The sequence below is a fragment of the Stappia sp. TSB10P1A genome, from assembly GCF_900185725.1.
In the GTDB taxonomy this organism is placed as follows: domain Bacteria; phylum Pseudomonadota; class Alphaproteobacteria; order Rhizobiales; family Stappiaceae; genus Stappia.
The window spans coordinates 142,577-164,952 of the sequence record NZ_FYAU01000024.1; the positions used below are offsets into that span (position 1 = coordinate 142,577).

Sequence of the window (22,376 nt, forward strand, 5' to 3'; positions counted from 1 at the left end):
TCACGCTCTCCCAAAGAGGCCTTGCGGGCGCAGGGCAAGCACCAGCAGGAAGACGATGTGGCCGGACAGCACTCCGAAGCCGGGATCGATGCGGAACCCGACGGCCTGTGCGACACCGAGCACCATCGAGCCGGCGAACGCGCCCCATACGGAGCCCATGCCGCCGATGATCACGGCCTCGAATGCATAGATGAGCTGCGCTCCGCCATCGGCCGGCGCGACAGTCGAACGGAGGGACTGGAAGACGGCCGCAAAGCCGAGAATGCCGACCGCGATGGCCGTGGCCATGGCGTAGACGGACTTCGGATTGACGCCAGTCATGGCGGCCGCCTCGACATCCGCGGAGGCCGCGCGCAACGCCCGGCCGAAACGCATGCGCTTGAGCATGAGGTCCAGCCCCAGGGTCAGCCCGGCGGCGACAAGAAGCACGATCACCGGCAGGAGGCCGATGTAGATTCCGCCGATCTCGATCGAACGGCTCTCCAGTCCGCCGCCGGGTAGCGAACGGCTGTTGGCCGACCAGATCTGCAGCATCAGGTTCTGCAACGCCAGCGAAAGACCGAAGGTCGCAATCAGCGACGGCAGAGGATCCTCGCCGACAACGCGGTTGAGTACGGCGCGCTGCAGGATCCAGCCGAATGCCAGGGCCAGCGGCACCAGCGCGGCCATGACGGCAAAGGGTCCTAATCCGAACGATGATGCCAGCGATATGCCGATCAGGGACAGAAGGATGACCAGGTCCCCGTGGCTGACATTGACGATCCGCATCACGCCGAACATCAAGGCCATTCCGAGCGCATATTGCGCGTACATGCCGCCCAGGAGGATACCCTGGACCAATGCGTCAACCCACTGCATGGCCACCTCCGAAATAGGCTTCACCGATCTGTTCGCGGGTGATCTCCTCGGAGCGGCCGCTCAGCGTTACCCGGCCCTCGAGCATGCAATAGAGGCGATCCGACGCCGACTTCGCCAGACCGACGTCCTGCTCGACCAGAACGACCGAGGTGCCTTGCGCCCGGACCTCCGGAAGCGCGGCATAGATCTCTCGAACGACCCTTGGGGCGAGGCCGAGGCTGATTTCATCGCACAGCAGAAGGCGCGGCTGACACAGCAGCGCGCGGCCGATCGAGACCATTTGCTGCTGCCCGCCGGACAGGCTCTCCACCGGGGTTCTGGCCTTTTCCTCGAGGATCGGGAAGAGCTGGTAGAGCCGCGACAACGTCCAGCAACCCTTGCGCTCGAAACGGCTTGATTGATCGATCGCGACGCGGAGGTTGTCGCTCACCGACATCCCGGTGAACAGGCGCCGCCCCTCGGGAACGATCGCCACGCCCTTCTGCACCATCCGATCGGTGGGCGTACCGCCGACGGGCGCACCATCGAAATGGACCATGTCCGGAGCGACGGGCAACAATCCCATGACCGCGCGAAGGAAGGTGGACTTTCCCGCTCCGTTTGCCCCGATGAGCGCCACGGCTTCGCCCTCGTGCACCTCCACATCGACATCGTAGAGCGCCTGGAAGTCGCCGTAACCGGCCACGAGACCGTGCGTTGAGAGAACTTCCGTCATGCCTCGATCCCCATGTAGACACGCATGACTTCGGGATCGGCGATGACCGTCTTCGGTTCGCCTTCTGCGATCTTCTCGCCAAAATTGAGGACCAGCAGCCGGTCGGCCACCGCCATCAGCGCATGCAGGACGTGCTCGATCCAGACGATGGTGACGCCGCGGTCCCGGATGCGGGAAATCAGCGCCACGAGGTCTTTCGATTCCTCGTCGGTCAATCCGCCGGCGATCTCGTCGAGCAGCAGAAGCTGCGGCGAGGAGGCAAGCGCGCGTGCCAGTTCGAGCCGCTTGCGGTCGAGGAGCGTCAACGACCCGGCCAGCGTGTTGGCCTTTTCGAACAACTCGCAGTCACGGAGCACCTGCGCACAGAAGTCGTAACTTTCCGCCTCCGAGCGGCCGCCGCCGAAGACGGAAGCGACGAGCAGGTTCTCGAAGGTCGTCATGCCTGAATAGGGTCGCGGTATCTGATAGGTCCGCCCGATCCCCATCCGGCAGCGGCGATGTGGCGGCTCGCCCCGGAGCCTGACCTCGCCGAGCCGGATCTCGCCGCCTGACGGCTTGAGATCGCCGCTGATCAGGTTGAAAAGCGTCGTCTTCCCCGCGCCGTTCGGGCCGAGAATGCCGAGTACCTCGCCGCGATAGACATCGAATCCGACGTCGTGCAGCACCCGGACAGCGCCGAAACTCTTCGACACGTTCCGGGCCTGGAGAAGACATTCCCGCGGATTGTTTTCCTGCTGCCCGTACATGTTACCAGGTCAGCGCCACGATCTTCTGCTCCGGCGGGAACAACTGGTTGACGGTGTTGTCGACGATCTTCAGGTCATAAGGCCATGTCTCGCCCTTGACCCACTGGCCGCCGAAGATCGGGGTCGTGCAGATGTTCTTGTGCGGCTGCCCGGAGAAGCGGATCTGCCCGACGACAGTCTGCAGATCCGTGGCGGCAAGCGCATCGCGGTTGGCTTCGCGATCGAGGGGATTGCTGGAGCGCCTGAGAACGTCGATGGCGATCTCGAGAACCGCGTGGGAGTAGCCGAGGGGCTGCGTCCATTGCCGCTTCTGTTCCGCTTCCCACTGATCGGCGATCTGCTGGCCGGACTGGGCGGTGATGGAGGACTTGAACGGAAAAGCCGGCGTCCACCAGACTTCGCTGGTCATACCGTTGCCGAGTGGTCCCATGGCCTCGACCCCGCTGGGGAACAACAGCGCCGCAGCAACGGTCACGGCCTTGGGCTTGTAGCCCTGCTGGTTGCACTGGGTGACGAAGGTCTTCAGGTCGTCGGGATAGGTAATGCCGCCGATGATCTCGCAACCGGCCGCCTTGAACGCGGAGATCTGCGCCGAAAAATCGTTTGTCCGGGGCTGGAAATAGCCAGGTATCGTGACGTCGTATCCGGCTTCCCGCGTCGGCCTGGGCAGACCATAGTCCTCATTGCCCCAGGTCTCGCCGTCGATGTTCTGCGGAAACAGCATACCGACCTTGCGGTTGGTATCCAGTCCGTTCCAAAGACCCACGAAAGTGTTCAACGCTTCGTCGAGACCCCAGAAGAAGTGGTAGGTCCAGTCGAATTCGCCGCCGCCGCGAGGCATGATCACCGCCTGCCAGGGAGCGCCGGCCGAGATGCAGGGCGTCTCGTAAAGTTCAGCCTGCTCCATGGACGGCAGGATCGTGTCCGTGGTCGAGGCGGGAACGAGGATGTTCACCTCGTCGTTGAGGATCAGATTGCCGGCGATTTCCGCCGCCTTGTTCGGATTGGACTGGCTGTCGCGCTCGAGAATTTCGATGTCGTACAGATCTCCGTTGGCTGACCGGATCTGCCCTCCGAGCGCTTCGCGGATCTTCTGCACGGTGAAGCCGTCGGTCTCGCCAAACAGCCCGAGCGGACCGGTGGCCGGCGAAATATAGCCCATCTTGATCCTGCCCGCGGTCTGTGCGCGCAGAACCGTCGGCATGGCGAGCGAACTTGCCGCCACCGACGCTCCGAGCCCCTTGAGCACGGTTCGCCGGCTGGGGCGGATGAGTTTGTTGATAAAGGCCATTTTTGGTTTCTCCTCTCCAAATCGGCCGGCGCTTGCCCTGTTACGGGCACCTCCTCAAACGCGCCGTCCTTTCGCCTGTCAGGTCATGCGGATCAGTGAACCGCCATCGATCACCACCAGGGATCCGGTCATGTAGGATCCGGCTGGCGATGCCAGCAGCAGTGCCAGTCCCTTGATGTCCTCCACATCGCCGATGCGGCCGATCAGCGACTGCGCCTCGAATGCGGCGCGGTCTTCCTTGTTGCGCAGACGTCCCCCGGCAATGTTGGTGATGAAAGGCCCGGGCAGGATCGCATTGACGCGAATTCCGTAGGCACCCAGTTCCATCGCCATGTGGCGGACGAAATGGTTCACCGCCGCCTTGGCAGGCATGTAGGACGTGCCGACGATGCTCTCGTTGATCTCGCTCGCGATCGAGGACGTGACGATGATCTTTCCCGCGCCCCGCGGCTTCATGTGGCGCACCGCGTTCTTGACGGTCGTGTAGACCGAGGTCAGGTTGATTTCGATTCCGCGGTCCCATTGCGCATCGGGAATGTTCTCGATCGCGCCATCGGGATTGCGTTCGCCGAGCGGCGTCAAGAAGCCCGGCCCCGGGTCGATACCCGCATTGGCGTAGACCGTGTCGATCCCGCCATGTTTGTCCGCCACCTTGTCGAAGGCTTCGGCCATCGCGGGGCGGTCGGCCACGTCGACCTCGATCCCCCAAACACCCCCGCCGGTCGAGGAGATCTCGTCGATGGTCCGCGCAATTCCCTCGCCGTCGACATCGAAGATGCAGACCCGCGCGCCCCCGGCGGCCATGATCTCCGCATAGGCCCGGCCAATCCCGCTCGCCCCCCCGGTCACAATCACGGACTGGTCGCGCACATCGAACATCTGTTCCAGCCGGGACATGGCTTATCCTCCCCTCCCATATGCAGGCAGACAGGAAGGACGCCCGGCCGCGTCGCAGCCGGTGCTGCGGGCGCTGTGGGTTCGCCCGGATCCTCCACTTGTCAGTATGCCTTGCCCACCTCCCCCGATAGGCAAAGAGCGTCTCCTCGCCCCATAACGAGGCCTCTACCCCGCTCAAGTCAAATGCACAAAACGCCGATTAATATAGCTATGAGTTATGATAAGACCCCGAAAGTCTTGGAAAAATGATACAATGGCAAGGATCGCGCCAGGAATGCCGGCGCGATCTCGCGATCTTCAACAATCCTGCAAACAGGCCATACCGCCAGTTCAGGTGAGCGCTTCCATCTGTCCGCCAGTCGGGATTTCGGGCGCAGCCCCATTCTCAACGACGACGAGGTCGTAGCCGCCATCCTCCTTGATCCGCCATTGACCACCGGTCAGCGGCGTTTTGCAGACGTTCTTGGCCGCGAACTCGGGGACACCCTCGCCATTCCAGGCGACCTTTCCGACGACCGTGTCCAACTGCGTGGTCGCCAGCGCTTCGGCGACAAGGTCGCCGTCGGTCGGATCTTCCACGCGGCCCATCACGTCCGCCGCCACCTCGAACAGCGAATGAACGAAGCCGATCGGCTGGGTCCAGGGGCGCTTGGATTGCGAGGTGAAGTCCGCCGCCAAGTCTGCAGAGCTCTGTCCGGTCAGCGAGGACCTGAACGGATGGGACGGCGTCCACCAGACCTCGGACGAAAGGTTGTGCCCGGCGTCGCCAAGCGCTTCCACCGACTGCGGGAACAACAGCGCCTTGGCGACGGTGACTGCCTTCGGCGTGATCCCCTGCTGGCGCAACTGGTTCCAGAAGGTCGTGAAATCCGGCGGGATGAGAACGCCGGTGATGATGTCGGTCCTGGCAGACTTGAAGGCGTTGATCTGCGCCGAGAAGTCATCGGACAGGTTCTGGAAGCTGCCCGGATTGGTCAGGTCGTAGCCGCGCTCCGCCAGCCCCGGCTTCAAACCGTTCACGGGGTCGCCCCAGGCATTGCCGTCCGCATCGTTGGGAAACAGTCCACCGACTTGCCTGTTGGTATCGAGCTGGTTCCACATGGCGGTGAAGACCCGGATCACATCTTCCATGCCCCAGAAATAATGATAGGCGTAGTCGAAGGGCTGCCAGGTCGACGGATCACGCGGATTGCCCTGCTGCCCGATGAACCAGGGCTGCCAGGGCGCCACGGTGGACACGACCGGCACGCCTTCGGATTCGCACACGCCGGCGACCGGATTTGTCGTCTCGGGCGTCGATGCGACCAGCATCATGTTCACCTTGTCGCTGAGGATGAGCTCCTTGGCGACATCGGCGGCGCGGTTCGGATTGGACTGGCTGTCCTTGACGACGACCTCGAAGTTCCCGCCGTGCGGTGAAGTAAGGAATTTGGCGATATTGTATGCGTCGCTTTCGGCGAAACCGGCCAGCGGGCCGGTCTGCGGCGAGACGTAACCGAGCTTGATCTTCCTGCCCTGCGCGATCGCCGGCGCGGAAAGACCCGAAGCAGCAAGCGTCAGCCCGGTGGCGACGGTGGTTTTCAGAAACGTCCGTCTGTCGAGCATCATGTCTCCCTCCCTTTGTATGTCGTCTTGGTGTTCATCCGCTCCCTCACCACCAGGATTCGGAGCTTTTTAGCGCGGCGCCGCCATGGTGACCCGGCCGCCCGCGGCGAGTTCTGTCAGGATCGATTGCAGCATCGCGATTTCCGCATCACAAACTTCATGAGCGCGCCCTGGGATCGTATCGGTCCTGAGTTGCGCGCCACCTTCTCCAAGCTCGCGTACCGCCTCGCAAAAGGCGCCGATGGGAATCCAGGGATCGGCATCCGATCCGGTCAGATAGACTGGCAATCCGGTGCGAAGCTTGTGCGGACGATCATCCGCCGCAACGCCGACCCGGCATCCTGTGAACGCCACGAGCGCATCCGGGGCGGCATAGCCGGCAAACGCATATTCAAGCGCGAGACAGGCGCCCTGCGAAAACCCCGCCAAAACCAGTGGCAGGTCTTTCCCGTGGATCGCCCGCGCGTCTGCGATATCCTCCGCGAGGTGGTCCAAGGACGCAGCGAGCGCCGCGCGGGCGCCCACCGTCAGCGGATCAACCGCCCGGGCCGCGTACCAGACCCCGCCCTCTGCGCGCGGCAGCACGAAGGTAACGTCCGGCAGGTCGAGCCTTTCCACGATATGCGACTGCATTTCCTCGGGCGACTGGCCGCGGCCGTGAACCAGAACGCAAAGCCCCCTGGCTCGGCCGCGGGCCCGCAGGTGCAGAGCCTCTGCCCTCATCAGGTGAACTCGGCCGCTTCCAGGCCCTGACGCAATTCGTCCTCACGGTCCTTGAACCAGGGCGGGAAGACCAGCGTCTTGCCGATCTGCCCGGGAGGTTCGTCACGCGCCCAGCCCTCCGGAGTCGTCCAGGCGAGCTCGAAGAGTGCGCCGCCTGGCGAACGGACGTAGCAGGACTTGAAGTAATTTCGGTCCTTTTGCTCGGAGATATCGGTAAAGCCGAGCCCCTCGATATGGGCGCGCAGCTTGAGTTGGTTTTCCTCGTCGCCGGTGTTGAGTGCCAGATGGTGAATCGTACCGCCGGAAAGGGTCCATGTACCTTGAGGGCTCTCGCGGTCGGTGATGACCTCCACGCGCTGGATGACACCACTTGCGTCGGGCACACGATAGACGGTGCCTTCGTCCGAATCCGCCTCCTTTTCCAGCGGCAGCGCGACGGTCATGAAGTCGTCCATGGAGGTTCGGTCGAAACAGGCGACGACCGCGCCGTAGATGCCCTTGATACCGTGGTCCGCGCTGATGCCCCGTGCCTCGTTGGCAATGGGAGTTCGGTTGTCGCCGTCGCTCTCGACCAGTTCGTGTGGGATGCCGCACGGGTGGGCAAAGATGACGCGATCCACCCCGAAACGGGTGATCTTGTCCGCCTTGACGCCCCGGCTGTTCAGCCGCTCGACCCAGAAGTCGGCCGCTCCCTTGGGGATGGCCTGCAGGATTGCGCGGGATTGGTTGGTTCCCCGACGCCCGTATACGCCCGGCTTGCGGAAGGGAAATGTGGTGATGATGGTCGAAGCGTCGCCATCGGGCGACCCGTAATAGAGGTGATAGACCGGGATCACGCCGTCGAAGAGCACCGTGCGCTTAACGGAATAGAGACCCAACGTCTTCGTATAGAAATCGAAATCCTCTTGTGCCCCGTCCGTGGAAAGCGTCAGGTGGTGATAGCCGCTGATCTGAGCCAAAATGAAATCCTCCCTGGATATGCGACTTGGTGGATGCGGGCTTGCGCAACGCCGAAAATCCGGCCGGACAATCCCTCATTGGCACCGTAACGACGTTACGCACGCCCGCCGTCAGCCCGCCCTCCTCCGGATGGAACGCGCTGTCGAAAGGCATATTTGTTGTGAAGGAACTTGGCGCGGCGACCGTCACCGCCCTGATCCGCAACGCCGGCACCGATCGCGAGAGTCGAAACGCGGGTTGCCCCCTGGCCACCGATGGCGCACGTGACTTCGCTTCAGCGTATGGATTTCCATCCATCCGTCCTTCCTCCCGTCTCATAACCGTAGCGCATGAGGACATGGACGTTTATGCGATGTTGGACGCCTTACATCGCGTTTTGTTATAAGAGGCTTAAGTAACAAATGACCTGCGGAAGAGGAATGAACCGCTAGTGCTCGTCTCTTCTCCATTTTAGGTGACGAGGGAAGAGCGTGCGCCACTCCGAAGAAGCGCCGGTCCATATCGAGGGTTTTGGCGGGTGTCCAGCCGCTACCCGCACCATAAGCATGAGGCGGGTCAACTACAGGGGGTATAATTAGAGTCGGGACAATCCAGCGCTTCAGATGCCGCCGGAAGCTCCGGGAGGCAGGAGACTGCGCTGCGCCATACCAATTCCAATGGCGCGCTACCGCATTCAGCAATGCGATTTCATCTGCTTACATGCCGAGCGCTGAGGAGCGTGCAAGCAAAAGGCGCCTCTCAAGGCGCCTTTTAAGCTCTTACTTTCTTTTGGAAAACTGGAGCGGGCGATGGGATTCGAACCCACGACCCCAACCTTGGCAAGGTTGTGCTCTACCCCTGAGCTACGCCCGCATCAGTTTGTGGCTGCCGGCCGCGACCGGCGCCTGAGGTGGGCTGTATATGAACCAAGGCGCTACGGATTGCAACAGTGTTTTTCGCGCGTCGCGGGCTGTGGATGATCAGTGGATTTCCGGGCCCTTGCAAGCTTTGCGCGAGCCCCGGCTTGTGCGGAACCCGCCGCCTCGGCTAGATCGTTGGAGCCTCGGTTCGCGAGGCGAAATCGAGCCTTCCCGCCGGAAATCCGGTTCCCAGGATCAGGACAGGAGCCCATGCCGGCCAGCCGCCAGGACCTTCTCGCCTTTCTCGACGGCCTCGCCATCGACGTCACGACGCGCGATCATCCGGCCGTCTTCACGGTCGCCGAATCCACCGAAATCCACGACGAAATTCCCGGCGGCCATACCAAGAACCTGTTCCTGAAGGACAAGAAGGGCCGCATCTTCCTCGTTGTGGCGCTGCATGACGCGGAGATCGACCTGAAGTCGATCCACCAGCGCATCGGCGCGCAAGGACGGGTCTCCTTCGGCAAGCCCGACCTCTTGATGGAGGTGCTTGGCGTACCACCCGGATCGGTGACGCCGCTCGCCCTGATCAACGACCGCGACGCGCAGCGCGTCACGCCGATCTTCGATGCGACAATGATGGAGGTCGAGCCGCTCAACTTCCACCCGCTGGAGAACACCGCGACCACGACGATCTCGCGCCAGGGGCTGCTGGCGTTTGCGCGCGCCTGCGGTCATGAGCCGCTGATCATCGCCGTATCGGACAAGCAAGGCGCGGTTTGAATTTTGCCGCCGATGCGCCCATGTTAGGCGCAACAGGCGGGAGCCCTCCCGATCGCCCCGATCCCATCGCGGCGGGCCGAAGGGATCCAGACGAATCACGCCGCGGACAGGCTCATGCAGGCCGTCCGCGCAACCGGGGACGACAGGGTATGAGCAACGACGGTTTTTCGGTCGGAGGCAGCTTCGGCGGCTCCTTCGGCGGGGGCGGCTACGGATCCCGTCCCGCCCCGACGGGCGGCGCCGGCCCCGTGGCACCCGCCCCGGCGGCCGACGTCATTCGCGACGTCACCACCCAGACCTTCATGGCCGACGTCATCGACGCCTCGCGCAAGCAGCCAGTGCTCGTCGATTTCTGGGCACCGTGGTGCGGTCCCTGCAAGCAGTTGACGCCGGTGCTGGAAAAGGCGGTGCGCGATGCGCGCGGCGCCGTCATCCTTGCCAAGATGAACATCGACGACCATCCGGAAGTGGCTGGCCAGCTCGGCATTCAGTCGATCCCGGCGGTGATCACCTTCAAGAACGGCCAGCCGGTCGACGGCTTCATGGGCGCACAGCAGGAAAGCCAGGTGAAGGCGTTCATCGAGCGGGTCGCCGGCCCGATCGGGCCGAGCGAGCTGGAGCAGGTGCTGACCCAGGCCGAAGCCGCGCGCGCGGCCGGCGATCTGGCGCAGGCCGCACAGCTCTACGCCGCCGCCCTGTCGATGGAGCCGGAAAACACTGTGGCGATCGGCGGCCTGGCCCAATGCTATGTTGCCGCCGAGGCGCTCGACAAGGCGCGCGAGGTGCTGGCGATGGCGCCGGAGGCGGCCGCGTCCGATCCGGCGATTTCGGCCGCCCGTGCGGCGCTGGAGCTGGCCGAACAGGCCAGCAGCCTCGGCGATCTCGCCGGTCTCGAGGCACGCATCGCCGAAGACCCGTCCGACCACCAGGCCCGCTTCGATCTGGCCGTGGCGCTCGGCTCCAGCGCCGCGCGGCGCCAGGAGGCGGTGGACCAGTTGATCGAGATCGTGCGCCGTGACCGGGAATGGAACGAGGACGGGGCGCGCAAGCAATTGCTGCAATTCTTCGAGGCCTGGGGCCCCAAGGATCCGGCCACCGCCTATGGACGGCGCCGCCTGTCCGCCGTGCTGTTTCGCTGATCCCCGCGCCCCGGACTTCCGGCCGATACGACCGTCCGGAACGTGGCGCCCGTTTCCGCCTCGCGACCCCCGTCACTGGCCGCGAGGCGCCTGCGCGCCCATATAGGAAGAGAGAAGGCGGGCCGCTGCCCGCCGCAACGCTTTCCAACGGGTGATCCGACATGCGCGCCGGAAACGCGATCTATTCCAATTTCTCCGACCTCCCGGCGACGGTGCCGCTGTTCCCGCTCGCCGGCGCGGTCCTGCTGCCGAAGGCGCAGATGCCGCTCAACATCTTCGAACCGCGCTATGTGGCGATGATCGACGCGGCACTGAGCGGCGAGCGGGTGATCGGCATGATCCAGCCGGATTTCGCCTCCGGGCGGAGCGAGGAGGCCGTGCCGCCGCTGGTCGGCATCGGCTGCCTGGGGCGCGTCATCGCCTTTCAGGAAACCGGCGATGGCCGCTACCTGGTGACACTCACCGGGATCGCCCGCTTCCGCCTGGCGGAGGAACTGGCAACGCTGACGCCCTATCGGATCGGGCGCATCGCCAGCGCCGGCTTCGCCGAGGATTTCGCCACCGGCCTCGGCGAGGACAAGGTCGACCGCGACGGGCTGGTGAAGACGCTGCGCGCCTATCTCGACGCGAACGATCTGGAAGCGGATTGGGACAGCATCGACCGCGCCTCCACCGAGGTGCTGGTCAACGCGCTCGCGATGATGAGCCCCTATGGCCCGGCGGAGAAGCAGGCGCTGCTGGAGGCGCCGGACCTGCGTACCCGTGCCGAGACCCTGGTGGCGCTGACCGAGGTCGACCTGGCGCGCCGCAGCCGCGACGACGGCGGGGTGACGCTGCAATAGCGCGGGCCGCCCCTGGCTCGCTACGCTTGGCCTGATGGTTCCCCCAGCCTGTTGCATTGCCGCGGGTGTCGTGGCAGCAATCGGCGCAGCAGCCGGGCTGCAAGGCCCGCACTGGAGACAAGACGAGATGGCGAGCGAACCTGTCCACACACTCGACCGCAAGCTCCTGGAGCTGCTGGTCTGTCCGCTGACCAAGACAACGCTGGAATACGACGCGCAGAAACAGGAGTTGATCTCGCGTGTCGCAAAGCTCGCCTATCCGATCCGCGACGGCATCCCGATCATGCTGCCGGACGAGGCGCGCCCGCTTGACGATAGCGACACGGCCTGACCGGGTCGCACGCGGCAGGCTGAAACGACAAAGGGCCGGTCTCCCGCAGGAGCCGGCCCTTCGCAGTCGTATTGCAGAATTCCGCCTTGGTCAGGCGCTCAGTGCATCCAGTTCGGCGACGATGGCATCGCCCATGGCCGCGGTGCCGATGGCGCTGTCGCCCTTGCCGGCGATGTCGCGGGTGCGCAGGCCCTTGTCGAGCGTCGCCGAGATGGCCTTCTCCAGCAGGTCCGCTTCCTCGACGAGGCCGAAGGAATAGCGCAGGCACATGGCAAAGCTGGCGATCATCGCGATCGGATTGGCCGCGCCCTTGCCGGCAATGTCCGGCGCCGAGCCGTGCACCGGCTCGTAGAGCGCCTTGCGCTTGCCGGTTTCCGGATCCGGCGCACCGAGCGAGGCCGAGGGCAGCATGCCGAGCGAGCCGGTCAGCATGGCCGCAACGTCGGACAGCATGTCGCCGAACAGGTTGTCGGTGACGATGACGTCGAACTGCTTCGGCCAGCGGACCAGTTGCATGCCGCCGGCATCGGCCAGCATGTGCTCCAGTTCAACGTCCTGGTAGCCGTCCGCGTGGGCCTGGGTCACCACCTCGTTCCACAACACGCCCGACTTCATGACGTTGCGCTTTTCCATCGAGGTGACCTTGCCGCGGCGGGTGCGGGCCAGCTCGAAAGCGGCGCGGGCGATGCGGTCGATCTCGTAGGTCTCGTAGACCTGGGTGTCGACGGCGCGCTTCTGGCCGTTGCCGAGATCGGTGATCTCCTTCGGCTCGCCGAAATAGACGCCGCCGGTCAGCTCGCGCAGGATCAGGATGTCGAGGCCCTCGATCACCTCGCGCTTCAGCGACGAGGCATCGGCCAGCGCCGGATAGCAGATCGCCGGGCGCAGGTTGGCGAAGAGCTCCATGTCCTTGCGCAGCCGCAGCAGGCCGGCTTCCGGGCGCACGTCATAGGGAACGCCGTCCCACTTCGGGCCGCCGACCGCGCCGAACAGCACCGCGTCCGACGCCATGGCACGGCCCATCGCCTCTTCCGAAATCGCCTTGCCATGCGCGTCATAGGCGCAGCCGCCGACGAGGTCTTCCTCGGTCTCGAAGCTGGCGGTGCCGCGCGCGTTGAACCAGCCGAGCACCTTCTTCACCTCGCCCATGGTCTCGGGGCCGATGCCATCGCCGGGCAGGAGCAGCAGTTTGTAGGTCGTCATGGAAAGCGTATCCTCGTGGATTTTCCGGGAAGGGCGGAAGAGATGATCTTTCAGGTTTTTGCTAGAACGTCGCGCGCCGCTTGGCAAGCATGCGCCTCACCAGGCAGCGATGCTGCCCAGTTCGACATTGCCGCCGCAGACGAGCACGCCGACCCGTTCTCCCGGCGCCGGCCGGTAGGCGCCCGAGGTCAGCGCCGCAAGCGCGGTCGCCCCGCCAGGCTCGGCCGCCACCTGCAACTCGGCCCATAGCCGCGTCTGCGCCTCGCGGATCGCCTCGTCGGTCACCAGCAGGCTCTCATCCACATGACCCGAGCAGATCTTGTGCACCAGATCGCCGCAGCGCCGGGCACCGAGACTGTCGGCGGCGAGGCTGTCGACCGGCACGTCGACCGGCCGGCCCGCCTCCAGCGCAGCGTTGAGCGCGCGCGAACCTTCCGGCTCGACCGCAACGACCCGCACCTTGCCGGCCAGCCACAGCGCGCAGCCGGAAATCAGCCCGCCGCCGCCGACCGCGATCAGCACCGTGTCGAGATCGGGCACCTGCTCCAGCCACTCCAGCGCCACCGTACCCTGGCCGGCAATCGTGCCGGGCGCATCATAGGCGTGAATGTCCATCGCGCCGGTCTCTTCCCGGTGGCGGGCGCAGGCTTCGGCCGCATCGGCATAGCGCATGCCGCCCACATGCAGCCTTGCGCCGGACGCGCGAATGCGGGCGATCTTGGCGGGCGCGGAGGTCTCGGGGACGAAGATGTCGGCGGGGTGGCCGAGGACGCCGGCCGCATAGGCGACGGCCGCGCCGTGATTGCCGCCGGACGCCGCGGCAACGCCCGCCTGCGGAACCTTGGACGACAGCAGCGTGTTGAAGGCGCCGCGTGCCTTGAAGGAGCCGGTGTGCTGGACAAGCTCCAGCTTCATCGACAGCGAGGCGTCGATACCGAAGCTGCCGGCGCCGCTCTCGACCACCGGCGTGCGGCGCACCCGGCCGGCGATCCGTAGGGCAGCGGCCTCAATGTCGGCGGCGGTGACGGAAAGACGCGTTGCAGCCGGATCGGTCATGACATGGCTCCGTGAGAACATGATTGGGCGGGCAAGTCGGGCAGGCCGGCGGCACAGCGCGGCCCCTGCCAGCAACCTTTCGGCGCGCCGTGCAACAGCCGCGCTTCACCCCGCGGAAGATGAACCCGGTCGAGACGATCTGCGGTGCGGCGCGCTCCTGCGCGGCGAAGGGCGGTCCGGAAGCGGATGCGGGAAGGCACCTTCCCGCATCCGCTCCTGCGTCAGGTCGACGGCATCGCCGTCTCGACCAGCTTGACCCAGTAGGAGCAGCCCACCGGGATCAGTTCGTCGTTGAAGTCATAGGCCGGGTGGTGGAGGTTGGCGCTGTCGCCGTTACCGACGAAGATGAAGGCGCCCGGACGCTCCAGCAGCATGAAGGAGAAGTCCTCGCCGCCCATGGTCGGGGCAACGTCCGTCACCACATTGTCGTCGCCGGAGATCTTGCGGGCAATGCCGGCAGCAAACTCGGTCTGCTTCGCGTGGTTGATGGTGATCGGGTAGTCGCGCTTGTAGTTGACCTCGGCCTTGGCGCCGAAGGCGGCGGCGATGGTCGGCACGATCTCCTTCAGCCGCCTCTCGGCAAGGTCGCGGATTTCCGGATCGAGCGTGCGCACGGTGCCGCGCAGGCGTGCCGTCTGCGGGATGACGTTGTCGGTGAAGCCGCCGTTGAAGGCGGTGATCGACACGACGACCGACTTCAGCGGATCGACATTGCGGCTGGCGATCGACTGCACCGCCTGGATGATGTGAGCGCCGACCAGCAGCGTGTCGACCACCTCGTGCGGCTTGGCGGCGTGGCCGCCGACGCCCTCGATATCGATCTGGATGCGGTCGGCGGCGGCCATCATCGCGCCCGGGCGAATGTGGAAACTGCCGAGCGGCTCGCCCGGCATGTTGTGCATGCCGTAGACTTCCTGGATGCCGAACCGGTCCATCAGCCCGTCGTCGACCATCGCCTTGGCGCCGGCTCCGCCCTCTTCGGCCGGCTGGAAAATGACCACCACGGTGCCGTCGAAATTACGGGTCTCGGAGAGATACTTGGCGGCGCCGAGCAGCATGGCGGTGTGGCCGTCATGGCCGCAGGCATGCATCTTGCCCGGAACGGTGGAGGCGTAAGGCTTGCCGGTGATCTCGTCGAGCGGCAGCGCGTCCATGTCGGCGCGCAGGCCGATCACCTTGCCGGAGCCGTTCGACCTGCCCTTGATGACGCCGACCACGCCAGTGCGACCGATGCCGGTCGCCACCTCATCGACCCCGAAGGCCTTCAGCTTGTCGGCGACCAGCTCGGAGGTGCGATGCGTGTCGTAGAGCAGCTCAGGATGGGCATGGATGTCACGGCGCCACTCGGTGATCTCCTCGGCGAGATCGGCGAAGCGGTTGATGATCGGCATGATGGTCCTCTGGTCTTGTCGGGAGGCATATGAGACTGCGGCGCGGCCGCGAAGAGGCGCGTATCTGACGCCGAAAACGGGGGCTTGCGCAAGTCCCGGGGCCATTATGCCGGCCGACTTTCCCCCATCCCGCCTCGCCGCTGCGTCAGGTTTCCGGCGGCAGCAGCTCGTAGACGCTGGTGCGCTTGACCTCGTAATCCTCCAGCGAGCGGTTCACCGGCACATCGAAGGTGGCAAGATGCTGCATCCGGTCCTTCGGCAGATAGGCGCGGCCCGGATCGCCGACGAGGACGCGGGAGCCACGGGCAAGCGCCCGGTCGGCCCAGGCCAGCACCCGGCTTGCCATCGGCTTTTCGTAGAAGACGTCGCCGGTCAGGATCACCTCGGCATCGGGCGGGGCAAGGTCGAGCGGATCCTCGCCTTCAAGGGCGAAGCAGACCCCGTTCAACTCCATGTTCAACTGCGCGGCGGCGAGCGCGAAACGATCGATGTCGCAGGCCGTCGCCCGCGCCGCGCCCGAGCGCATCGCCGCGATCGCCGCCAGTCCCGAGCCGGTGGCGAAGTCGTAGACGCTGCGGCCGGCGACCAGCGCCGGTTCGTCGAGGATGTGGCGCGCAAGCGCCTGGCCGCCGGCCCAGGCAAAGGCCCAGAACGGCGGCGGCAGGCCGATGGCGCCGAGATCGTCCTCGGTCTTCTGCCACAGCGCTACCGCCTCGTCGGCCAGGTGCAGGCGGATCTCCGGCGCGTGCGGGACCGGATGGATCCGCGTGTTCGCCAGCACGAAGGCGCGCGGATCGACGGTCGCGCTCATGCGTCCGTCAGGCCGCCCATCTCGCAGACGATCTTCCACTCCTCTTCCGTCACCGGCTGCACCGACAGGCGCATGGACGTGACCAGCGCCATGCCGGCCAGCCGCGGCTCCGCCTTGACGTCGGCCAGCGTCACCGGCTTCGGCATGTCGCGGACCGCGCGGATATCGACGCACTCCCAGCGCGGATCGTCGGTAGTGCTGTCGGGATGGGCAAGCGCGCAGACCTCGACAATGCCGACGACCTCCTTGCCGATGTTGGAATGGTAGAAGAAGCCGCGATCGCCGAGCTTCATCTCACGCATATTGTTGCGGGCCTGGTAATTGCGCACGCCGTCCCACTGCTGACCGGCGTCGCCCTTCGCCTTCTGCATCTCCCAGGACCACGCGTCCGGCTCGGACTTGAACAGCCAGTAGCGCATGCTTCACGCCTCCGGGTTCTTGATGACCCAGTTCCAGGGCCGGATCTCGACGCTCTCGAAGAGGCCCGCGCGGGCGTACGGGTCCTCGGAGGCGACAGCCAGCGCCTCGTCCCGGTTCGCGGCCTCGATCACCACCAGCGAGCCGGTCATGCCGCCGTCGTCGTTGAGGAACGGGCCAGCCGCCTTCAGCTTGTCGCCCATCGCCTTGAGGAAGGCGAGGTGGTCGGCGCGGTTGTCGAGGCGCGTCTGCAGCGCGCCCGGCTTGTCGGTGCAGATTAGGGCATAGAGCATCGGCGGGGCCTCCCGGTTCGGTTCGCGGTGAGCCGGCGCCGCACGGGCGCCGGAGGGTCATGCGGCATAGATACCCGGTTCGCACAGCTCCGCAAGCGTGGGCGGCGCTGCCGCCTCAGCTTTCCCGGCGCAGCGGCCGGGCCATCAACTGTTCGAGCGCGTCATCGACGCCGATGCGGCCGGCCAGCACCTGCGCGACCGCCGCCGCGATCGGCATCTCGACGCCGTGCCGGACAGCCAGGTCGACAGAGACGGCGGCGGAGTGCACGCCCTCCGCCAGCTTGCCAGTCGCCGCGAGCTCGGCCACCGTGCGGCCCTCGCCGAGCGCCATGCCGAAGGCGAAGTTGCGCGACTGGGCGGAGGAGCAGGTCAGGACGAGATCGCCGAGGCCGGACAGGCCCGTCAGCGTCTCCGGCCTTGCGCCCAGCGTCAGGCCGAGCCGGCTGAGTTCGGCAAAGCCGCGGGCGGTTAGTGCCGCCAGCGCGCTGGCGCCCCAGCCCTTGCCCGCCACCGCGCCACAGGCAATCGCCAGCACGTTCTTCAAGGCGCCGCCGATCTGCGCGCCGAGCGGATCAGTCGAGGCATAGGGACGGAACTGGCGGCTGGCGAGCGCCAGTGCCAGCGCATCGGCCAACTCGCCGTCTTCGGCGGCCAGCGTCACCGCCGTCGGCAGGCCGCGGGCGACGTCGGCGGCAAAGCTCGGACCCGACAGGATCGCCGCCCGGCAGCGGGGGGCGGCCTCGGCCAGCACCTGCGTCGGCAGCAGCCCGGTGTCGCGCTCGATGCCCTTGGCGCACAGCACCACCGGCAGGCCAGGTTGGGCGAGCGGGGCGATCGCCGCCCCCATGGCGCGCGTGGTCTGGGCCGGGGTTACCAGCAGCGCCGCATCGACGTCCGCGAGCGCGAAAGCAAGGTCGGTGGTCGCCGCCACCTTCGCGTCAAAAGCGATGCCCGGCAGATAGGTCGGGTTTCCCCGACCTTCGGCGATTGCCGCCACGATGTCGGCATCCCGCGCCCAGACAATAGCCTCGCGTCCGGCCCGCGCGGCGGTGAGCGCCAGCGCACTGCCCCAGGCTCCGCCGCCGAGCACCGCGATGCGGCGGATCTCCGGCGCCCTGTCCGCCGTCGCGCTCACCGGGCGATCCCCAGCCGGCGCGCCAGTTCGGCGAGCGGGGCATGAAAGCCGGTAAAGAAGCGGTCGGGGGTCAGCCGCAGCGCCTCGCCGACATCCATCCAGAACAGTTCGAAGCGGATCGGATCGCCGCCGGCCGACGGCGTCATCTCATAGTGCTCCCAGCGAGCCTGGCGCGTCTCGTTGCCCCGCAGCCGGCCATGGTAGAGCCGGCGCGCATGGATATCCCGGCCCTGGGCATTGTCGAACAGCACGGTCTGCTCGCACAGCGCATCAAGGGCGCGGGCGACCTCAAGCCCGGTTTCCTCGCGAAACTCGCGGCAGGCGGCGGCCAGATGGCTTTCGCCCGGATCGACCGTGCCGCCGGGCACCTGCAGCCCGACCTCCGGCTGGTCGGGCTGGCGGAAGACCAGCACCTCGCGCCCGGCCGTCAGGTAGATATAGGCCTTGTGTTTCAGCCGATCGAAGCGCTCCGGCACGGCGTCGCACAGGACGCCCTCGAAAAAGCGGGGGTCAGCGGTCACGCCTTGGCTCCCTTGCGTCCCGATCCGATCACGGCGGCGGCCTCCGCGTCCAGCGGCCAGCGCGGCCGTGCGGGTGCATCACGTTCATCCAGAACCTCGCCGGCGGCATGCGCCTGCGCAAGCCTTTCGATGCCGGCCCAGGCGATCATTGCGGCATTGTCGGTGCACAGGCGGCCTGGCGGGGCGACGAGACGCGCGCCGGCCTTGGCCGCCTCACCTTCCAACCGTGTCCGGATCGCCGCATTGGCGGCAACACCACCGGCGATCACCAGCACCGGCTCCGCATTCGGATGACTCTCGGCGAAAAGGGCGAGCGCCCGCCGGCTCTTTTCGCCGACCACATCGGTCACCGCCTGCTGGAACGAGGCGCACAGGTCCGCGACATCGGTCGGCGACAGCGGCGCATTCGCCTCGGCGGTGGTTCGAAGAGCTGTCTTCAGCCCCGCGAAGGAGAAATCGATGCCAGGCCGGTCGAGCATCGGCCGGGGCAAGGGGAAACGCGACGGATCGCCACTCCTTGCGGCCCGTTCCACCGCCGGCCCGCCGGGAAAGCCGAGCTGCAGGAGCTTCGCCGTCTTGTCGAAGGCCTCGCCCAGCGCGTCGTCGATGGTCGAGCCGAGCCGCCGGTAGCGGCCAACACCCTCCACCAGCAGGAACTGGGTGTGGCCGCCGGAGACCAGCAGCAAGAGGTAGGGAAACGGCAGGCCGTCGGTCAGCCGTGCCGTTAGCGCATGGCCTTCCAGGTGATTGATGGCGACGAGCGGCTTGCCGGCGGCCAGGGCGATGGCCTTGGCCGTCGTCAGGCCGACGATGACGCCGCCGATCAGACCGGGACCGGCGGTCGCCGCCACCGCGTCGAGATCGTCGAAGCCGACGCCGGCGTCCTTCAGCGCCGCCCTCACCAGCCCATCGAGGATGCGGATATGGGCGCGCGCGGCAATCTCGGGTACAACGCCGCCGAAGGCCTCGTGCTCGCCGGTCTGCGAGCGGATCACGTCGGACAGGATCTCGCGGCCGCCGTCCGGCGCAAGGCGCACCACGGCGGCGGCGGTCTCGTCGCAACTGGTCTCGATGCCCAGCACCGTCAGCGGCCCCGCAGGAGCGCTAGCAAGGGGGAAACTTGAGCCGGCCGCATTGGCCGATGCGCTTTCAGGTCTTATCATCGCGGTTCTGCCTAACGGACGCACCCCGCCTAACACCAGGGACAAGTTTCTTGCAAACAAAACATTCCGGCCTCCCCTTGCGCATCGGCACGCGCGGCAGCGCCCTGGCGCTCGCCCAGGCGCATGAGACCCGCGACCGGCTGATGGCTGCCCACGGCCTGCCGCAGGAAGCCTTCGAGATCCTCGTCATCAAGACCTCCGGCGACCGCATTCTCGACCGGCCGCTCTCCGAGGTCGGCGGCAAGGGCCTTTTCACCAAGGAGCTGGAAACGGCGATGCTGGAGGGGGAGATCGACATCGCCGTGCATTCCTCCAAAGACATGCCGACGGTGCTGCCCGACGGGCTCGAAATCATCGCCTTCCTGCCGCGCGAGGATGTGCGCGACGCTTTCATTTCACCGAAGGCCGCGCGGCTGGCCGACCTGCCGCAGGGTGCAGTGGTCGGCTCCTCGAGCCTGCGCCGCCAGGCGATGATCAAGCGCCTGCGGCCGGACATCGAAGTGGTGACCTATCGCGGCAATGTCCAGAGCCGGTTGCAGAAGCTCGCCGACGGCGTCGTCGACGCGACGCTGCTCGCCAATGCCGGCCTGCGCCGGCTCGGCCTTGCCCATGTCATCACCTCCTTGCTGGAGGTGGAGGAATTCCTGCCGGCGGTCGGCCAAGGGGCGATCTGCATCGAGGCGCGCGCCGACGACGCAAAGACGCGCGAGATGATCGCCGCCATCCATGACGGAGAGACCGAGACCTGCCTTGTGGCCGAGCGCGCCTTCCTGCGCGAGCTCGACGGCTCCTGCCGCACGCCGATCGGCGGGCTGGCGCGCCTTTCCGGCGACCGACTGGTGCTGGAAGGGCTGATCCTGACGCCGGACGGGCGCACGCTGCACGAGACCCGGCGGGAGGGGACGGCGGCCGAGGCCGAAGCGATGGGCCGCGATGCCGGCGCCGAGCTGAAGCGCCGCGGCGGCCCGGACTTTTTCGCGTATTGAGCCATGGCCCATGTTCTGGTGACCCGCCCGGCGCCCGCCGCCGACCGCAGTGCCGCCCGCTACCGCGCGGCCGGTCACCAGGTGCATGTGGCGCCGCTCCTGGCGTTCGCCCTGCTCGATCCCGGGCCGGATGCCCTGCCGCCGGCAGAGGGGCTGGCAGCGATTGCAGCGACCAGCGCGAGAGGCGTCGAGGCGGCCCTGCCGCTTCTGTCGCCTGCCCACTATGCCCTGCCGCTTCACGCGGTGGGAGAGGCAACCGCTCAGGCAGCGCGGGTCGCCGGCTTTGCCGAGGCCCACGCGGCGGACGGCGACCTTCCGGCGCTCGCCACAGCGCTGAAGGCAGGTATTCCGGCCGGCGGCGTGGTTCTGCATCTTGCCGGGCGTGACCGTTCGGGCGACCTTGCCGGGCTGCTCGCACCAGCCGGACTCGCCTGTCGGCTGGTCGAGCTCTATGCGATGGAACCGATAGGCAGCTTGCCGCAGGAGATCCGTACGGCCCTGTCAGCGCAAACGGAGCCGGTGCTCGCGCCCGTCTATTCCCGCCGCTCCGCCCAGGCGCTGGCCACGGCCCTTGCCGCATGGGCCGATCGACCGCCGTTCCGCTTTCTCGCCATTTCAACGGAAGCGGGCGAACCGCTGGCCGATCTCGGACCGGTGGAGGTGGCGAAAACCCCGGACGAAGCGGGGCTGCTGGCGCTGCTGCCGGGGTGACGCCACCCGGCTGACGCCTCTTTCGAAGCTGCGGCGAAACTCCCTTCGGGGCAAATTTGTTTTGCACCGCAAGAGCGGCGAACATAGACAAAGGGGTGAGGGGCAAGGACGCCGCCGGACGCGCTATACTGGCCACGTGCCGAGAACCGGCCCCGGTGAAGGATCGAAGGGAGAGACCGTTCATGGCTGCCGACAGCAAGAAGCCGGACCCCAGCAGCACCGCTTCGAAGACCGCTGATCCAAAAGCGGGCAACCCGAAGCCGGCGACCGACACCAAGGCGGCCGCGGCCACTGGGGCGGGCCGCAAGCCGGTGACCATCGATCTGCAGGCAAAGGAGGTCGGCGCAGCGAAGGCCGGTTCGACATCGTCCGCGTCCTCCGCCAGCTCTTCCGCTTCATCTGCCGCCGCCGCGCCATCCGCATCTTCAGCGGGTGCCAGTTCCTCCGCAAAGCCGGCAAGCGGCGCAACCTCCTCCCCGTCCGCCGGCAGCGCGAAGCCCTCGAGCGCCCCCCCCTCGCCGGCAACAGCCTCGACCGCATCCGGCTCGGGCAGCACGCCCCCCGGCAGTTCGCAGGTCCCGTCCGGGTCTTCGGGTCCCTCTTCCGTCTCCTCCTCGACCACCGGCGCGAAGCCGGCCTCGGCGGCGACAACTTCCGGATCCTCGCAGTCGGCGGCCGCCACATCTTCTGCATCGTCCCCGACCGCATCCTCGGCATCTGCCGGTGGGAGTGGCCCTGCCGCAAGCGCCGGGACCGCAACCACGGAGACGGCAAGGCCGACCTCCTCGGCAACGCCCTCGGCTGCGAGCGCGGCGTCGAAGCCTCCACGCGACAAGCCGGCGGCGGCCGGTGACGCAAAGTCCTCGACCGGCTTCGGCGGCCTGCTCGCCGCCTCGTTGATCGGCGGGGCCGTGGCCCTTGGTGGCGTCTGGGGCGCCAATCAGGCCGGGCTTCTGT

Annotated in this window: 24 protein-coding genes and 1 tRNA gene; 7 read left to right on the forward strand and 18 right to left on the reverse strand. The window is 66.6% G+C overall.

Annotation, left to right across the window (positions count from 1 at the left end):
• The 8 genes from TSB10P1A_RS09275 to TSB10P1A_RS09310 form a co-directional block, all read right to left on the reverse strand.
• Nucleotides 1–858 (reverse strand): branched-chain amino acid ABC transporter permease, encoded by an 858-nt coding sequence (locus TSB10P1A_RS09275; RefSeq protein WP_186387635.1) that lies wholly within the window; start codon nt 856–858, stop codon nt 1–3.
• A complete protein-coding gene (locus TSB10P1A_RS09280; RefSeq protein WP_186387636.1) occupies nt 845–1,573 on the reverse strand; it encodes an ABC transporter ATP-binding protein in 729 nt (242 codons plus the stop codon). The genes TSB10P1A_RS09275 and TSB10P1A_RS09280 overlap by 14 nt, the downstream gene beginning before the upstream one ends.
• Nucleotides 1,570–2,319, reverse strand: a complete 750-nt coding sequence (locus tag TSB10P1A_RS09285; RefSeq protein ID WP_186387637.1) for an ABC transporter ATP-binding protein — start codon at nt 2,317–2,319, stop codon at nt 1,570–1,572. Before TSB10P1A_RS09285 ends, TSB10P1A_RS09280 begins: the two co-directional genes overlap by 4 nt.
• A 1-nt stretch (nt 2,320) precedes the next feature.
• A complete protein-coding gene (locus tag TSB10P1A_RS09290; protein WP_186387638.1) occupies nt 2,321–3,610 on the reverse strand; it encodes an ABC transporter substrate-binding protein in 1,290 nt (429 codons plus the stop codon).
• A 78-nt stretch (nt 3,611–3,688) separates the two neighbouring features.
• Nucleotides 3,689–4,507, reverse strand: a complete 819-nt coding sequence (locus TSB10P1A_RS09295) for an SDR family NAD(P)-dependent oxidoreductase (protein ID WP_186387639.1) — start codon at nt 4,505–4,507, stop codon at nt 3,689–3,691.
• A gap of 330 nt (nt 4,508–4,837) precedes the next feature.
• Nucleotides 4,838–6,112 (reverse strand): ABC transporter substrate-binding protein, encoded by a 1,275-nt coding sequence (locus TSB10P1A_RS09300; RefSeq protein ID WP_186387903.1) that lies wholly within the window; start codon nt 6,110–6,112, stop codon nt 4,838–4,840.
• A 69-nt stretch (nt 6,113–6,181) separates the two neighbouring features.
• Nucleotides 6,182–6,835 carry an alpha/beta hydrolase gene (locus TSB10P1A_RS09305; RefSeq protein WP_186387640.1) on the reverse strand — a complete coding sequence of 218 codons (654 nt, stop codon included), beginning with the start codon at nt 6,833–6,835 and terminating at the stop codon, nt 6,182–6,184.
• A complete protein-coding gene (locus TSB10P1A_RS09310; RefSeq protein WP_186387641.1) occupies nt 6,835–7,794 on the reverse strand; it encodes a VOC family protein in 960 nt (319 codons plus the stop codon). The genes TSB10P1A_RS09305 and TSB10P1A_RS09310 overlap by 1 nt, the downstream gene beginning before the upstream one ends.
• A gap of 41 nt (nt 7,795–7,835) precedes the next feature.
• Here TSB10P1A_RS09310 and TSB10P1A_RS09315 point away from each other — a divergent pair, with 41 nt between their 5' ends.
• Complete coding sequence (locus TSB10P1A_RS09315; protein WP_186387642.1) at nt 7,836–8,180, forward strand: hypothetical protein; 345 nt, start codon at nt 7,836–7,838, stop codon at nt 8,178–8,180.
• A gap of 392 nt (nt 8,181–8,572) precedes the next feature.
• Here the strand turns inward: TSB10P1A_RS09315 and TSB10P1A_RS09320 are convergent.
• Nucleotides 8,573–8,647 (reverse strand) — tRNA-Gly (locus TSB10P1A_RS09320).
• A 257-nt stretch (nt 8,648–8,904) separates the two neighbouring features.
• Here TSB10P1A_RS09320 and TSB10P1A_RS09325 point away from each other — a divergent pair.
• The 4 genes from TSB10P1A_RS09325 (at nt 8,905) to TSB10P1A_RS09340 (ending at nt 11,732) form a co-directional block, all read left to right on the forward strand.
• Nucleotides 8,905–9,420, forward strand: coding sequence for a prolyl-tRNA synthetase associated domain-containing protein (locus TSB10P1A_RS09325; protein ID WP_186387643.1), 516 nt, complete (start codon nt 8,905–8,907; stop codon nt 9,418–9,420).
• A 149-nt stretch (nt 9,421–9,569) separates the two neighbouring features.
• Entirely contained in the window at nt 9,570–10,559 is a 990-nt protein-coding gene (trxA, locus tag TSB10P1A_RS09330) for a thioredoxin (protein ID WP_186387644.1), read from the forward strand.
• Nucleotides 10,560–10,720: 161 nt separating this feature from the next.
• Nucleotides 10,721–11,401: an LON peptidase substrate-binding domain-containing protein gene (locus tag TSB10P1A_RS09335; protein WP_186387645.1), complete on the forward strand. Its 681-nt coding sequence runs from the start codon at nt 10,721–10,723 to the stop codon at nt 11,399–11,401.
• A 127-nt stretch (nt 11,402–11,528) separates the two neighbouring features.
• A complete protein-coding gene (locus TSB10P1A_RS09340) occupies nt 11,529–11,732 on the forward strand; it encodes a Trm112 family protein (protein ID WP_186387646.1) in 204 nt (67 codons plus the stop codon).
• 90 nt (nt 11,733–11,822) lie between these two features.
• On the opposite strand, the gene leuB is transcribed toward TSB10P1A_RS09340, so the two are convergent.
• The 9 genes from leuB to tsaD form a co-directional block, all read right to left on the reverse strand.
• Nucleotides 11,823–12,935, reverse strand: coding sequence for a 3-isopropylmalate dehydrogenase (gene leuB, locus TSB10P1A_RS09345; protein WP_186387647.1), 1,113 nt, complete (start codon nt 12,933–12,935; stop codon nt 11,823–11,825).
• A 96-nt stretch (nt 12,936–13,031) separates the two neighbouring features.
• Nucleotides 13,032–13,991 (reverse strand): threonine/serine dehydratase, encoded by a 960-nt coding sequence (locus TSB10P1A_RS09350; RefSeq protein WP_186387648.1) that lies wholly within the window; start codon nt 13,989–13,991, stop codon nt 13,032–13,034.
• Between the two features lie 221 nt (nt 13,992–14,212).
• Complete coding sequence (locus tag TSB10P1A_RS09355; protein ID WP_186387649.1) at nt 14,213–15,382, reverse strand: M20 aminoacylase family protein; 1,170 nt, start codon at nt 15,380–15,382, stop codon at nt 14,213–14,215.
• A 145-nt stretch (nt 15,383–15,527) separates the two neighbouring features.
• Complete coding sequence (locus TSB10P1A_RS09360; RefSeq protein ID WP_186387650.1) at nt 15,528–16,193, reverse strand: methyltransferase; 666 nt, start codon at nt 16,191–16,193, stop codon at nt 15,528–15,530.
• Nucleotides 16,190–16,612 (reverse strand): EVE domain-containing protein, encoded by a 423-nt coding sequence (locus TSB10P1A_RS09365; protein ID WP_186387651.1) that lies wholly within the window; start codon nt 16,610–16,612, stop codon nt 16,190–16,192. Before TSB10P1A_RS09365 ends, TSB10P1A_RS09360 begins: the two co-directional genes overlap by 4 nt.
• A 3-nt stretch (nt 16,613–16,615) precedes the next feature.
• Nucleotides 16,616–16,903 carry a YciI-like protein gene (locus TSB10P1A_RS09370; protein ID WP_186387652.1) on the reverse strand — a complete coding sequence of 96 codons (288 nt, stop codon included), beginning with the start codon at nt 16,901–16,903 and terminating at the stop codon, nt 16,616–16,618.
• Nucleotides 16,904–17,018: 115 nt separating this feature from the next.
• Nucleotides 17,019–18,038, reverse strand: coding sequence for an NAD(P)H-dependent glycerol-3-phosphate dehydrogenase (locus TSB10P1A_RS09375; protein ID WP_244293057.1), 1,020 nt, complete (start codon nt 18,036–18,038; stop codon nt 17,019–17,021).
• A complete protein-coding gene (locus TSB10P1A_RS09380; protein WP_244293058.1) occupies nt 18,035–18,559 on the reverse strand; it encodes an NUDIX domain-containing protein in 525 nt (174 codons plus the stop codon). The genes TSB10P1A_RS09375 and TSB10P1A_RS09380 overlap by 4 nt, the downstream gene beginning before the upstream one ends.
• Nucleotides 18,556–19,722: a tRNA (adenosine(37)-N6)-threonylcarbamoyltransferase complex transferase subunit TsaD gene (gene tsaD, locus TSB10P1A_RS09385; protein WP_186387653.1), complete on the reverse strand. Its 1,167-nt coding sequence runs from the start codon at nt 19,720–19,722 to the stop codon at nt 18,556–18,558. The genes TSB10P1A_RS09380 and tsaD overlap by 4 nt, the downstream gene beginning before the upstream one ends.
• A gap of 50 nt (nt 19,723–19,772) precedes the next feature.
• Here tsaD and hemC point away from each other — a divergent pair, with 50 nt between their 5' ends.
• A complete protein-coding gene (gene hemC, locus TSB10P1A_RS09390; RefSeq protein ID WP_208987056.1) occupies nt 19,773–20,708 on the forward strand; it encodes a hydroxymethylbilane synthase in 936 nt (311 codons plus the stop codon).
• Nucleotides 20,709–20,711: 3 nt separating this feature from the next.
• Nucleotides 20,712–21,419: a uroporphyrinogen-III synthase gene (locus TSB10P1A_RS09395; RefSeq protein WP_186387655.1), complete on the forward strand. Its 708-nt coding sequence runs from the start codon at nt 20,712–20,714 to the stop codon at nt 21,417–21,419.
• Nucleotides 21,420–22,376 lie beyond the last annotated feature (957 nt).